15 protein-coding genes are annotated in these 12,783 nt (G+C 73.4%); 10 read left to right on the plus strand and 5 right to left on the minus strand.

Annotated features, from left to right (window positions below; all coding sequences use genetic code 11):
* Position 1: 1 nt before the first annotated feature.
* Positions 2-1,081 carry a DUF5685 family protein gene (locus GT755_RS00970; protein WP_202609516.1) on the minus strand — a complete coding sequence of 360 codons (1,080 nt, stop codon included), beginning with the start codon at positions 1,079-1,081 and terminating at the stop codon, positions 2-4.
* Positions 1,082-1,253: 172 nt separating this feature from the next.
* Between GT755_RS00970 and GT755_RS00975 the strand changes: the two genes are divergently transcribed.
* The 3 genes from GT755_RS00975 to GT755_RS40875 are packed head-to-tail and all read left to right on the plus strand — an operon-like array spanning position 1,254 to position 3,858.
* The gene (locus GT755_RS00975) at positions 1,254-2,039 is read left to right on the plus strand and encodes an ABC transporter ATP-binding protein (protein WP_161477781.1); all 786 of its coding nucleotides are present in this window, start codon (positions 1,254-1,256) and stop codon (positions 2,037-2,039) included.
* Positions 2,036-3,049 carry an aliphatic sulfonate ABC transporter substrate-binding protein gene (locus tag GT755_RS00980; protein ID WP_161477782.1) on the plus strand — a complete coding sequence of 338 codons (1,014 nt, stop codon included), beginning with the start codon at positions 2,036-2,038 and terminating at the stop codon, positions 3,047-3,049. Before GT755_RS00975 ends, GT755_RS00980 begins: the two co-directional genes overlap by 4 nt.
* Complete coding sequence (locus GT755_RS40875; protein ID WP_161477783.1) at positions 3,046-3,858, plus strand: ABC transporter permease; 813 nt, start codon at positions 3,046-3,048, stop codon at positions 3,856-3,858. The genes GT755_RS00980 and GT755_RS40875 overlap by 4 nt, the downstream gene beginning before the upstream one ends.
* Here the strand turns inward: GT755_RS40875 and GT755_RS00990 are convergent.
* On the minus strand, positions 3,766-4,548 hold the full coding sequence (locus GT755_RS00990; protein WP_328794105.1) for a MerR family transcriptional regulator: 783 nt from the start codon (positions 4,546-4,548) through the stop codon (positions 3,766-3,768). The genes GT755_RS40875 and GT755_RS00990 overlap by 93 nt on opposite strands.
* A 79-nt stretch (positions 4,549-4,627) precedes the next feature.
* Here GT755_RS00990 and GT755_RS00995 point away from each other — a divergent pair, with 79 nt between their 5' ends.
* Both GT755_RS00995 and GT755_RS01000 read left to right on the plus strand, forming a co-directional pair.
* Positions 4,628-5,755, plus strand: a complete 1,128-nt coding sequence (locus GT755_RS00995; RefSeq protein WP_328794106.1) for an erythromycin esterase family protein — start codon at positions 4,628-4,630, stop codon at positions 5,753-5,755.
* Between the two features lie 40 nt (positions 5,756-5,795).
* A complete protein-coding gene (locus GT755_RS01000) occupies positions 5,796-6,653 on the plus strand; it encodes a fumarylacetoacetate hydrolase family protein (RefSeq protein ID WP_328794107.1) in 858 nt (285 codons plus the stop codon).
* Here the strand turns inward: GT755_RS01000 and GT755_RS01005 are convergent, their stop codons facing one another.
* Complete coding sequence (locus GT755_RS01005; protein WP_161477787.1) at positions 6,654-6,953, minus strand: STAS domain-containing protein; 300 nt, start codon at positions 6,951-6,953, stop codon at positions 6,654-6,656.
* A gap of 121 nt (positions 6,954-7,074) precedes the next feature.
* On the minus strand, positions 7,075-7,512 hold the full coding sequence (locus GT755_RS38360) for a DUF5994 family protein (protein ID WP_202609517.1): 438 nt from the start codon (positions 7,510-7,512) through the stop codon (positions 7,075-7,077).
* A 161-nt stretch (positions 7,513-7,673) separates the two neighbouring features.
* Between GT755_RS38360 and GT755_RS39100 the strand changes: the two genes are divergently transcribed.
* From GT755_RS39100 to GT755_RS01030, 5 genes are all read left to right on the plus strand, one after another.
* Complete coding sequence (locus tag GT755_RS39100) at positions 7,674-8,570, plus strand: tyrosine-type recombinase/integrase (RefSeq protein WP_161477788.1); 897 nt, start codon at positions 7,674-7,676, stop codon at positions 8,568-8,570.
* Positions 8,571-8,653: 83 nt separating this feature from the next.
* Positions 8,654-9,505 (plus strand): ABC transporter ATP-binding protein, encoded by an 852-nt coding sequence (locus GT755_RS01015; RefSeq protein WP_161477789.1) that lies wholly within the window; start codon positions 8,654-8,656, stop codon positions 9,503-9,505.
* Positions 9,505-10,212, plus strand: coding sequence for an ABC transporter permease (locus tag GT755_RS01020; protein ID WP_161477790.1), 708 nt, complete (start codon positions 9,505-9,507; stop codon positions 10,210-10,212). The genes GT755_RS01015 and GT755_RS01020 overlap by 1 nt, the downstream gene beginning before the upstream one ends.
* A complete protein-coding gene (locus GT755_RS40880; RefSeq protein ID WP_161477791.1) occupies positions 10,209-11,261 on the plus strand; it encodes a sensor histidine kinase in 1,053 nt (350 codons plus the stop codon). The genes GT755_RS01020 and GT755_RS40880 overlap by 4 nt, the downstream gene beginning before the upstream one ends.
* Positions 11,258-11,851, plus strand: a complete 594-nt coding sequence (locus GT755_RS01030) for a response regulator (protein WP_161477792.1) — start codon at positions 11,258-11,260, stop codon at positions 11,849-11,851. The genes GT755_RS40880 and GT755_RS01030 overlap by 4 nt, the downstream gene beginning before the upstream one ends.
* An 85-nt stretch (positions 11,852-11,936) precedes the next feature.
* Here the strand turns inward: GT755_RS01030 and GT755_RS01035 are convergent, their stop codons facing one another.
* Positions 11,937-12,776 (minus strand): SDR family NAD(P)-dependent oxidoreductase, encoded by an 840-nt coding sequence (locus GT755_RS01035; protein ID WP_161477793.1) that lies wholly within the window; start codon positions 12,774-12,776, stop codon positions 11,937-11,939.
* Between the last annotated feature and the right edge of the window lie 7 nt (positions 12,777-12,783).

Raw genomic sequence — 12,783 nt, forward strand, 5'->3', positions numbered from 1 at the left:
CTTAGCAGGAGCAGTCGCAGCAGCTACAGCAGTCGCAGCAGCCCGAGCACCCGTTGCAGCAGTTGGAGCACGCGTCGCACCCGCTGCAGTCGCAGCGCTCGGTGCATGACTTGTACCGCTCCTCGTCCCACGGCGGGCGGTAGAGCCCGCACGTGCAGCAGGCGGCCGACGTGCACAACAACGAGACCAGGCCACCGGGGTCCGGCTTGAGGCGGCGGTCCTTCTTGGGGGCCTCCGCCTCGGCGAAGGTGCGTTCGACGGCGCGGCCCGTCTCCCTGACGAGCAGCGCTCTGACCAGGCCGCGGCGTTCGAGGTCGAGGTCGGCCAGCGCCAGCCTCAGCCCGCCGACCGCGTCGTCGCAGTGCCGACGGGCGGTGGCGAGGTCGGCGCCGGAGGCGACGAGCGGGTTGTAGGCGCCCTGCGCGCGGTCCTGTTCGAGGTCCTCGACGGCGTCGAGCAGGTGGGCCAGCCGCCCGAAGTAGCGTCCGGCCTCCTCCAGCGTCTCCCTGTTGCCGGGCTTGCCGGCCAGGACGGCCGTGTGGCCGAAGGCCGCCGCGACGGCGTCCTCGGTCGGGGCGGTGAGCTGGAGCAGGGTTCTGTCCGGGAGACGTTCCACCCTCGTCTGTTCCTGTACGGCCGCCAGCAGCGGCCCCGGGTCGAACGCCAGCGCCCCGGCCGTGGCCGCGCCCGCGCGCGACCACCGCTCGGCGAGTCTCGTCCCGCCCGCGGCCACGAGGCGGCGGGCGAACGGGCCGTCGCCGTCCTCGACGTGGTCCTGGAGCTTGCCCGAGGCGAGGATCAGGGACACGGCGGCGGCCAGGCGGACGCCCTCCGCCTCGCTGATGTCGGCGCCCTTGAACCCGCGCAGGGCGCACGGGGCGGCGCGGCGGTGCCTGGTCTCCTTCGACTGGGCCTCGGTCAGCACCGAGACGAGCAGCCCGTCGTAGTTGGTGACGAGGCGGGCGGCGTGGCCGTGCTCGTCGCGGAGGGCCACGCAGAGGCCGCACAGGTGGGCCATCCACTCCGCGAACAGGCCGCCGCAGAGGTTGTGCTTGCAGGGGCGAACAATCCCGAACACCATGATCCTTCCCGAAATTCCGGGATCAGCATGCCAGCGCCGACTTGCACCCCGCTTGGAGATCGCCGGTCCGGAGGACGCGCGGGTCGTCCGAGATCAGGTCCGCCTTGTGATTCGCATGATTCGGGCCGGTACCCCGTTATGTCTATCGGTTTGGTAGGATATAGTCCGGTTCGTGACGATCACTACCGCACCCGCAGGGGTTTCGCTGCGCGGCGTCGGCCGGGCCTTCGGCGACCATGTCGTACTGCGCGACATCGATCTGGACATCGCCCCCGGCGAAGTGGTCGCCCTGCTCGGCGCCTCGGGGTGCGGCAAGTCCACGCTGCTGCGGATGGTCGGTGGGCTCGACCTCGCCACGTCGGGGACGGTGCGGGTCGACGGGCATGACGTCACCGGGATCGACCCCCGTTGCGCCGTCGTGTTCCAGGAACCCCGGCTCCTCCCCTGGCGCACCCTGGCGGGCAACGTCGCCCTCGGCCTGCCGCGCGACCTGCCGCGCAACCGGCGCGACGCCGAGAGCCGCCAGTGGCTCGCCGAGGTCGAGCTGCGCGGGTTCGCCGACCACCGGCCCCGGCAGGTGTCGGGCGGCATGGCGCAGCGCACGGCGCTGGCCCGCGCGCTGGCGCGGCGGCCCGGCGTGCTGCTGCTCGACGAGCCCTTCGCCGCGCTCGACGCGCTGACGCGGCTGCGCATGCAGGACCTCGTCGAGGACGTGCAGCGGCGGTCGGGCACCACCGTCATCCTCGTCACCCACGACGTCGACGAGGCGTTGAAGCTGGCCGACCGGGTCGTGCTCCTGGGCGGCGCTCCCACCGGAGTGAGCGTCGTCCTGGACGTGCCGGGTGATCGGCCCCGGGACCATCATCAGCCGGAACTGGCCGAGCTGAGGTCCGAACTGCTGGCAGGCCTCGGCGTGCCGCGACGTACCCCCCTGGAAAGAGAGACCCACGCACGATGAGCAGACTCCGGATCACGCTGACCCTCGCCCTGGCCGCGACGCTCGCCACCGCCTGCGTCAGCGGCGAGGACGCGACGGGGCAGCCCGCCACGGAGAACGCGGGCGGGCAGCAGACCGAACTGCGGCTCGACTACGCCTACTACAACCCCTCCAGCCTGGTCATCCGCGACCAGAAATGGCTGGAGACCGAGCTGGCCGCCAAGAACGTCAAGGTCACCTGGACGTTGTCGGCCGGCTCCAACAAGGCCAACGAGAACCTGCGCGGCAACGTGATCGACCTCGGTTCCACGGCGGGCGCCGCCGCGTTCCAGGCCCGCTCGAACGGGACGCCCATCAAGGCCGTCGGCATCTTCAGCCAGCCCGAGTGGGCGGCCGTCGTGGTGGCGAAGGACTCCCCCATCACCGACGTGGCGGGGCTGAAGGGCAAGCGGGTGGCCGCCACCAAGGGCACCGACCCCTACTTCTTCCTGCTCCAGTCGCTGCACGAGGCCGGCCTGGCGGCGACCGACGTCGAGGTGGTCAACCTCCAGCACGCCGACGGCAAGACCGCGCTGGAGCGCGGCGACGTCGACGCGTGGGCGGGGCTCGACCCGCTGATGGCGCAGAGCCAGATCGACGGGGGGTCCAAGCTCATCTACCGCAACGCGGGCTTCAACTCCTACGGGTTCCTCAATGCCCGCGAGGCGTTCATCACCGAGCACCCCGACCTCGTCCAGGCGACGATCAACGCCTACGAGAAGGCCCGCGACTGGATCCAGAAGAACCCCGACGCGGCCGTCGCGCTGCTGTCGAAGGAGTCGAAGGTGTCGCCCGAGGTCGCCAAGCTGGTGCTGACCGAGCGCACCAACCTGGCCGTCAGCCCGGTGCCGGGCGCCGACCAGCGCGCGGTGCTGGAGCGCATCCTGCCGACCCTCGTCGAGGAGAAGCAGGTCAAGACCGAGCAGGACGCGACGACCGCCCTCGACAGCCTCTTCGAGCCGAAGTTCGCCGAACAGGCGGCCAAGCAGTGACGGTCGCCGACGACGTGAAAACCGTCGCCGGCGCGAAGGACGGGCGACCGGCCCGGTCGCGGCGGTGGACGTCGGTCGCCGCCGCGCTGTCGCTGCCCCTCGTGCTGCTGGTGGTGTGGCAGCTCGCGGCGTCGTCCGGGGCGTACTCGACCGCGCAGCTCCCGCCGCCGCTGTCGGTGCTGGAGGCGCTGGGTGAGCTGGGCGGGGACGCGTCGCTCTGGACGCACATCGCCATCAGCGTGCAGCGGGTGCTCGTCGGCTTCGCGGCCGGGGCCGGGCTCGGGTTCCTGCTCGGGGCCGTCGTCGGCCTGTCGCCCGGGGTGCGGGCGGTCGTCGCGCCGAGCATCGCCGCGCTGCGGGCGGTGCCGTCGCTGGCCTGGGTGCCGCTGCTGGTGTTGTGGCTCGGCATCGGCGAGGGACCGAAGATCACGCTGGTCGCGATCGGCAGCTTCTTCCCCGTCTACACGACCATCTCGGCCGCCCTCGCGCACGCCGACCCGCACCTGGTGGAGGTCGGGCGCGCCTACGGGCTGCGCGGCGGCGGGCTGCTGGGCCGCATCATGCTGCCCAGCGTCGCTCCCGCGATCTTCTCCGGGCTGCGGCTCGGACTGGCGCAGGGGTGGTTGTTCCTGGTCGCCGCCGAGCTGATCGCGTCGTCGATGGGCCTGGGCTTCCTGCTCACCGACAGCCAGAACACCGGCCGGACCGACATCCTGCTACTGGCCATCCTGCTGCTCGCCACGCTCGGCAAGGTGTGCGACGCGATCCTCGGACTGGTCGAACGGCGGGTGCTGCGCACCCACACGTGACAGGTAGTCGCCGAGCCGCGCCGCCGCGCGGAGCGTGGCCAGCCCCTGGGCGGTGAGGCGGCGCCGCCAGTCGTCGAGGGCGCGGGCGAGCGAGCCGGCGCCGCCCCCTGTGCCGCCCCCTGTGCCGCTCGCCGTGCGCACCTGCCCGACGACCGTGGCGATGTGCGCCAGCGGGTAGCCGCCGCGCCGCAGCAGGTGGGCGAGTTCGGCGTCGCGGACGTCGTGAGGGCGGTAGAGGCGGTAGCCGGTGGCCGGGTCGCGGCCGGGGTCGAGGATCCCGGCCTCCTCCCATTTCCGCAGCGTGGCGGGGGTGGTCCGGAGCCGGCGCGCGAGCGCGCCGATGCTCCGCGCGCCCGGTCTTCCCGGCCCCTCCGTCAGGTGGTGGACGGCGCCGCGCACCGCGTCGAGGGTCTCCCGGTCGCGGACCAGCTGGACGTGGCCCGCGTCGACGAGGGCCAGCGCGTCGTCGAGCCGGCCGTCGTGGACGGCGTTCATGATCTGGACCGCGGTCGCGTGCCCGTACGCCGGGACGAGGGCCAGGAAGGCGCGCAGCGCCGCGGCGTGGACCTCGGTGTAGACGCGGTGGCCGCTGGGGGTGCGCCCGGCGGGCGGCAGGCACCCGGCCTGTTCGTAGTTGCGGACGGCCTGGGTCGAGATGCCGTGCTCGCGGGCGAGGTCGGTGGGACGCACGGTTGAGACTTCAGCCCCTTCGTCCTGCGGAAACACCGCGAAAGTCTCCACGGAGCCTTCAATGTTACGCTTGCGGCACATGAGTCAGGACATTCGCGACTTCGTCCCTCCGTCATGTGAACTCCTGGGCCTCGGCGAGCCGACCCACGGCGAGCCCGCCTTCGGGTGGTTGCGCAACGACCTGTTCGACCGGCTGACCGGTCTCGGCTTCCGCTCGATCGCCCTGGAGATCGACCGCGTCGCGGCGCTGGCCGTCGACGACTACGTCCAGGGCGGGCCCGGCTCCCTCGACGCCGTCATGCGCGACGGCTTCTCCCACGGCTGGGGCGCGTTCGCGCCCAACCGGGCCCTGGTCGCCTGGATGCGCGACCACAACGCGGCCCGGCCGCCGGAGGAGCGGCTGACCTTCCACGGCTTCGACGCCCCCACCGAGAACACCACCGCGCCCAGCCCGCGCGCCTACCTGGAGCACGCCCGCGACCACCTCGGCCTCGACCTCGACCTGGCCGGGCTGCTGGGCGACGACGAACGCTGGGGCCACACCGACGCCATCATGGACCCGGCCCGGTCGCCGGGCGCGACCCCGGAGGCCGACAGGGCGCGCGTCATCGCCGACGAGATGCTCGCCCGGCTCCACGAACGGGCGCCGGAGAGCCCGCGCGCGGCGTGGTTGCGGGCCAGGACCCATCTGACCGCCGGGATCGGCCTGCTCCGCTACCACCGGCAGGCGGCGATCCCGCTCGACCAGGGCGCGCGGATCTCCCTGCTGCTCGCCACCCGCGACGCCATCATGGCCCAGAACCTCTTCGACATCCGCGACGTCGAGGCCCGCCGCGGCCGGACCCTGGTCTTCTCCCACAACCTCCACCTGAAGAAGACCCCGAGCAGCTGGCACCTGGGCGACAAGGCGCTGACCTGGCACTGCGCCGGGGAGATCGTGGCCTCGTTGTGGGGAGACCGGTACGCCTTCATCGCCGCCGGCCTGGGTCGCAGCACCTCCCTCGGGCTCGGCGAGCCCGCACCGGACACCTACGAGGGCGACCTGGGACGCCGGTTCCCCACGTGGGGCCTGACCACCACGATGCCGACGGGCGTCACCCGCACCGACACGACCCCGCAGATGGGCTACTTCCCCCTGGCCGCCGACACCTTCGAGGGCGCGGACGCCCTCCTGCACATCGCCGACGGAACGTCTTTGGGAAGATAGCCCCCGAAGAACCACCCCAAAGGAGCAGATAGTGCACATCGTGCGGTTTATCGGCCCGGTCACCGGCCAGGCCACGATCGGTCTCGACGACGGCGTCGGCATCACCGAGATCGACGGGTCGATCGGCGAACTGCTCCGGCTGACCGTGGAGGAGCTGCGCGACCGGTGCGCCGCCGCCGGCGGTGCCCGCCACGACCGGTCCTCGGTACGCCTGCTCCCGCCGCTCGACGACCGCATGGAGGTGTGGGCCGCCGGGGTGACCTACGAGCGCTCCAAGGCGGCCCGCATGGTCGAGAGCGAGAAGGCGGCCGACGTCTACGACCTCGTCTACGACGCTGACCGCCCCGAGTTGTTCTTCAAGTCGGCGGCCTGGCGGGCGACCGGCCACGGCGGGCACGTGTCGGTGCGGCGCGACTCCGGGATCGACGTGCCGGAGCCGGAACTGGGCCTGGTCGTCAACCGGCACGGCGAGATCGCCGGGTACACCGTGGTCAACGACATGAGCTCGCGCACGATCGAGGGCGAGAACCCGCTCTACCTGCCCCAGGCCAAGATCTACCTGGGCGGCTGCGCGGCCGGCCCGGGGATCAGGCCGTCGTGGGAGGTGCCCGACCCGTACACGCTGGGCATCGAACTGACGATCACCCGCGACGGCGCGACGGCCTGGCACGGGCGGGCGAGCACCAGCCAGCTCCACCGCCGGCTCGACGACCTGGTCGGCTACCTGTTCCGCGAGGACGTCTTCCCCGACGGCGTGATCCTGGCGACCGGCACCTGCCTGGTGCCGGAGCTGCCGTTCACCCTCCGCGCGGGCGACGGGATCACCATCACGATCTCGGAGGTCGGCACCCTGACCAGCACGGTGGTGGCAGGAAAGGACGCGGTGCCCGGCTTCTGATCAGACGATCGACGGGAGCCGGTCGCCGAGGCCGGTGATCTCCAGCAGCCGGGCCAGCCGGGGCGAGACACCGGTCAGCGTCATCGTGACGCCCTTCGCCGTCGCCCGCCGCTGGGCGTGCAGCAGCACGCCCAGCCCGCCGGCGCCGCAGAAGTTCACCGCCGACATGTCGAGGACGAGCGGGCCGGCGCCGGCGTCGACGGCGGCGAGGATCCGGCGGCGCAGGGCGGCCGTGGTGAAGATGTCGATGTCCCCGGCCAGGTGGAGGACGGTGGGTGCCGTGGCGTCCATAACGGTCATGGCGGATCTTCCTTACTAGAGAAGGGTGAAGCGGAGATGCCTGCCGGCCGGAGATCGGCCCGCCGCCAGGACGGGCGGTCTCAGGGCCGCTCGATCCGGCCGGCAGGCGGTAGGTGGGGTGTCAGACCGCTGACTGGGCGGCCAGGAGGCGCAGCTCGTCGCCGGTGAGTTCCCCGGCGTCGAGCGCGGGCGCCGGGCCCGGCGGGGCGACCAGCAGGGTCACCTGCTGACAACCGTCGAGCGTGATTGTGATCATGCGCGGATCGGAGTGGCGCAACCAGTCGACGCGGACCTGCCGCCCACGGGCCGGGATGCGGCGGGGGATGTCGTCCCACGCGTCCGCGTGGAGGCCGACCCGCATGGTCGCGCGGCCCATCCGCTGGTCGACGGCGGCGATCAGGCCGGGCAGTTCGGCCGCGGCGTCGCGGGTGTACGGCCACCAGGCCCCGTCGGCCACCGACGTCCGGTTGAGCGCCGGGTCGAGGCTGAGCCGCTGGGCGCCGTCGGTATGCGGCATCGCCGACGCGACGGACTTGATCGGTGTTCGTCGAGTGGTCACTGAGGGCGTCATGTTCGCCTGGCCCGTCCAGCTCCCCTGAGGAGCCGTCATGGTTCGCCGGGGGCGACGCCGACCTGATGCCAACGCTCGAAATGTCCTCGGTTTCCCCAGCCTACCCCACCACTTCCGGAATTCCGCGTTTCCGGAAGTAATATGTACGAGTGACTCCTGGAAAGAGCCGGCCGGCGCCCCTCCCGCTGTCGGCCGCGCACACCCCCGTGCTCGCTGCGTACGCCGCCGCGCTCGAGACCGCCCCCCTGGCCGCCTCCACGAGGGCCAAATACGTTGCCCGCCTGCGCGGATACCTCGCCTGGCTGGCCGGACAGAGCTTCGACGGCGACCCGCTGACCGACCCGGCCACGGCGACCGGCGCCGTGCGCGGGTTCCGGCGGCACCTCAAGAACGCCCAGCGGGCGTCCACCACGATCGACACCTACCTTTCGGCCCTCGACGACTTCTACGCCCGCAGGGGCGTCGGGAAGCCCCGGGCGGGCCGCGAGCGCGACGCAGGGCGTCCGGCGCCCCGCACCCTCGACGCCCGGCGCGTGCGCCGTTACCTGGCCCAGGTCCGTCTCACCGCGACCCCGCGCGACAGGGCGATCGCCCTGCTGCCCTACCTCGCCGGCCTGCGCATCTCCGAGGTCGTCGGCATCGACGTGGCCGACGTGCGGCCCGACGGGCTGAGCGTGCGCGGGGCGCGGCCCCGGCTGGTGCCGATCCACCCCGACCTGCGTCCGGCGCTGACCGGCTGGCTGGAGGCCCGATCCGCCTGGAAGGGGGTCGACACCGAGTCGGCGCTGTTCGTCAACCACCGCGGCTTCCGCCTGAGCGACCGGGCGGCCCGCGACATCGTCACCGGGTTCACCGATCCCGCCGACCCCTCCAGCCCTCTGGTCCTGCGCCACACCTTCGCCACCCAGCTCATCCGCGACGGCGAGGACCCCGCCCTGGTCGCCGAGCTCCTCGGGCTCGAATCGCTCGACAGCACCCGCCGCTACGGCCTCGGTCCCACGGCCGGCCGGAAGGCCGTGCTGAACTCCCTGATCACCGACGCCTGACCCGCCGGTATGACATTCGTCATCCCGGCCGGGCTGATCGGCGGCACTACAGGCCGCCACCCCCTCCCGGCGAGGCTGGGCGCATGCTGGAACTCACCGGACTGAAGAAGAACTACGGGGAGATCACCGCGCTCGACGGCGTGAGCCTGCGCGTCGGCGAGGGTGAGAAGGTCGCGCTGCTCGGGCCCAACGGGGCCGGGAAGAGCACGTTGTTGTCGATCGCCCTCGGGCTGCTCACCCCCGACGCGGGCGCCGCCCGGCTGCTCGGACGGCCGCCCCGCGAGGCGCTGGCCGCCGGGCGCGTGGGGGTGCTGCTGCAGGACGCCGGGCTGCCCGACGACGTCCGGGTCGGCGACCTGGTCGCGGCCGTGGCCGGGATGTACCCGACGCCGTCGATCCTGGCCGACCCCGAGCTGGAGGCGCTGGCCGGACGCCGGGTGATGGGGCTGTCGGGCGGGCAGCGGCAGCTCGTCCGGTTCGCGCTCGCGCTGGCGGGCGACCCGGCGCTGCTGATCCTCGACGAGCCCACGGTCGGGCTCGACGTCGACGCCCGAAGGTCGCTGTGGCGGCAGGTCAGGGACCGCACCGTCGTGTTCGCCACCCACTACCTGGCCGAGGCCGACGACCACGCCGACCGGGTGGTGCTGCTGGCGGGCGGGCGGGTCGTCGCCGACGGCCCGGTCGGGGAGATGAAGGCGCTGGTCGGCGGCACGGAGGTGCGGCTCACCCTCGATACGATGGACGAACCCCGGCTGCGGTCGCTGCCGGGCGTGCACGACGTCCTGGTCGAGGGCGCCTCGGCCACCCTGCGGACCGGCGACTCCGACGCGACCCTCCGCGCGCTGTTCGCCGGGTTCGGCGACGCGCGGAACGTGCGCACGTCGGAGGCCGACCTGGAGAGCGTGTTCGTCAGCCTGACCGGGAAGGGGGCGTGATGCGGTCCTTCCTGCGCTTCGAGGTGCGGCGCGCCCTGTCCAACCCGGTCAACCTCGTGTTCCTGGCCGGCTTCCCGGTGCTGCTCTACCTGCTGTGGACGAAGGTGCTCGACCTGGCGTCCGGGCCCGTGTCGATGGTGTCGATGGCGACGTACGGCGCGATGGGCGGCGCGTTGTTCATCGGCGGGGCGATCGCCCTGGAGCGGTCGAGCGGGTGGTTGCGGCAGCTCGCCGTCACGCCGCTGCCCGCCCACGGCTACATCGTGAGCAAGCTGGCCGGCGGGATGCTGGCGGTGCTGCCGAGCGTGGTGATCGTGCTGGCGGCCGGGGCGCTGCTGGGCGGGGTGCGACTGCCCGCCGCCACGTGGCTGGCGCTGCCGCTGCTGATCTGGGCCGGGGTGGTCCCGTTCGCGGCGCTCGGGGTGGCGTTCGGCTACTCGCTGAAGGGCCAGTCGGCCACCATCGCCATGATGGTCGCCTACTTCGTGCTGGCGGTGCTCGGCGGGCTCTGGCTGCCGGTGTCGCGGATGCCCGGCGGGCTGCGGACGCTGGCGGAGTACAGCCCCGCCTACCAGGCGGGGTCGCTGGGGTGGCGGGCGCTCGACGGGCTGGCCCCGACCGGGACCTCGGTGCTGGTGCTCGCGGCGTGGGCGGCGCTGTTCGTCCTGCTCGGCGGGTGGCGCTATCGGAGCGCCGCGTGGAGGTGAGCCGCAGGGCACTGACCGCCGCGCGGCTGGCCTCCCAGGTCTGGCTGCTCGTGCTGGTCTGGCCGCTGTGGACGGCGTTCCGGACGGCCGGGCCCGCCGAGGTCGCCCTGATCGTGGCCCTCACCTGCGTGTTCGCCTTCTGCTGGGCGCGCGTCATGTGGCGGGTCATGGGCGTCGGCGGGCCCGACCTCCGGAGCGTGGCGCTGCTGCTGGGCTCGGCGGCGGCGCTCTATCCGCTGCTGGGGGCGCCGTGGGCGTACACCTCCTACGTGCTGGTGATCTCCGTGCTGGGCACGCTGCGCCCGGTGTTCTTCGCGGCCGGGCTGGTCGTGACCATGGTGGTGAACGTCGCGGTGCTGATCGCCCACGGTGAGGGGTTCGTGTGGTGGGTGCCGCTGGTGATGGCGCTGGAGGCGGGGGCGGTGCGAGGGATGGTCCACATGCGCGATCTGATCATGGAGCTCGGCCGGGCGCGGGCCGAGAGCGAACGGCTCGCGGTGGAGAACGAGCGGCTGCGGTTCGCCCGCGACCTGCACGACATCCTCGGGCACACGCTGACCTCGATCACCATCCGCAGCCAGCTCGCCGCCCGGCTGGCCGAGACCGACCCGGCGCGGGCCGCCGAGGAGATGGGCGGGGTCGAGCGCACCGCCCGCCAGGCCCTCGACGACGTGCGCGACGCGGTCGCGGGTTACCGCGCGGTGTCGTTGCCGGAGGAGCTGGGCAACGCGCGGGCGGCGCTCGACCTGGCCGGGATCCGGCTGACCGTCTCGGGCGCGGGTCCCGTCCCGCCCGGTTCCGAGTCGCTGCTGGCGTGGGTCGTCCGGGAGGCGGTGACGAACGTGCTGCGGCACAGCGGCGCCACCCGGTGCTGGATCACCCTCGGCCCCCGGTCCCTGGAGATCACCGACGACGGCCGGGCCGGCGCGGGGGCCGGGCCCGGCACCGGGCTGCTGGGCCTGGCCGAACGGGTCGAGGCGGCCGGTGGCACCCTGGAGGCCGGCGCCCGGCAGGCGGGCGGCTACCGGCTGCGGGTGGAGGTGCCGTGATCCGCGTACTCATCGCCGACGACCAGGACCTCGTGCGGGGCGGCCTGGCCGCGCTGCTCGGGCTCGAACCCGACATCGAGGTGGTCGCCGAGGTGGCCAGGGGCGACGAGGTGCTCGCCTCGGTGGCCGCCCACCGGCCCGACGTGGTGCTGCTCGACATCGAGATGCCGGGCCTGTCCGGACTGGAGGTGGCCGAGCGGCTCACCGGCGTGCGGGTCGTCATCGTCACCACGTTCGGCCGGCCCGGCTACCTGCGCCGTGCGCTCGACGCCGGGGTGGCCGGCTTCGTGGTGAAGGACGCCCCCGCCGCCGAACTGGCCGCCGCCGTCCGGCGGGTGACGGCGGGCGAGCGCGTGGTCGACCCCAAGCTCGCGGTGACCGCGCTGACGGTGGGGGCCAGCCCGCTGACCACGCGGGAGTGCGACGTCCTGCGCGCCGCCGACGGCGGGGCGAGCGTCGCCGACATCGCCCGGTCGCTGTTCCTCACCGAGGGGACGGTGCGGAACTACCTGTCGTCGGCCATCGGCAAGACCGGGGCGCGCAACCGCGCCGCGGCGGTGAGCACGGCCCGCTCTCGGGGCTGGCTCTGAGACCTGGTCCTATACCGCGCGTATACGCGGGTGCCGGATGCTCTGAAGTGCTCCCGCCCGGCGTTCCCACCGCCGGGCGGGGGCCTCAGCCGTCGAGCAGCCGTTCGGTCTCCCGCCACAACCGCGCCCGGAGCCCGGGGTCGTCCGCCGGGGGCGCGGGGCGGATCGGGCGCGCTCCCGGGACGGAGTAGTAGCCGCCGGTCCGGCCCGCGAAGGCGGGGTCGGCGGCGAGCGCGACGATGAGGGCCGCGCCGCGCGCGGGGTCGCCGATCGACAGGCGGGTGAGCAGCTTCTCCAGGGGCGCCGCGAAGCGCAGTTCGCGGCCCAGGCCCGTGGTGTTGAAACCGGGGTTGAGGCAGTTGGCGGTGACGCCCGTGCCGGTCAGGCGGCGGGCCAGTTCGAGGCTGAACATGATGCCGAGCAGCTTGCTCCGGCCGTAGTCCGCGGAGGATCCGCGTGCGGTGAACGGGACCGTCTCGGTCAGGTCCTCGGGGAGACGCAGAGTGCCGTGGCGTCGGGCGGCCTCGGAGGCGACGGTGACGACCCGCGCGGCCGGGGCCCGGCGCAGCGCGGGGAGCAGTTCACGGGTGAGCAGCCACGGGGCCAGGTAGTTGACGGCGACCATCTCCGGGAGGCCGTCGGGCGTGGTGCGGGACGTGAAGGCGTGCAGCCCGGCGTTGTTGACGAGCACGTCGACGTGCCCGTGCCGGTCGGTGATCTCGCGGGCGAGGCGGCGGACGTCGGCCAGGCGGCCGAGATCGGCGAGGAGGACCTCGACGCCGGCGCCGCCCTCGGCCCGGAGCCGTTCGGCCTTCCCGGGGTCGCGGGCGACGGCGACGACGTGGGCGCCCTTGCGGGCCAGGTCGAGCGCGGCCAGGCGGCCCAGGCCGCCGGTCGCGCCGGTGATGACAACAGTAGTTTGCATATGCCCA

Source organism: Herbidospora solisilvae (genome assembly GCF_009901565.1).
GTDB lineage: Bacteria > Actinomycetota > Actinomycetes > Streptosporangiales > Streptosporangiaceae > Herbidospora > Herbidospora solisilvae.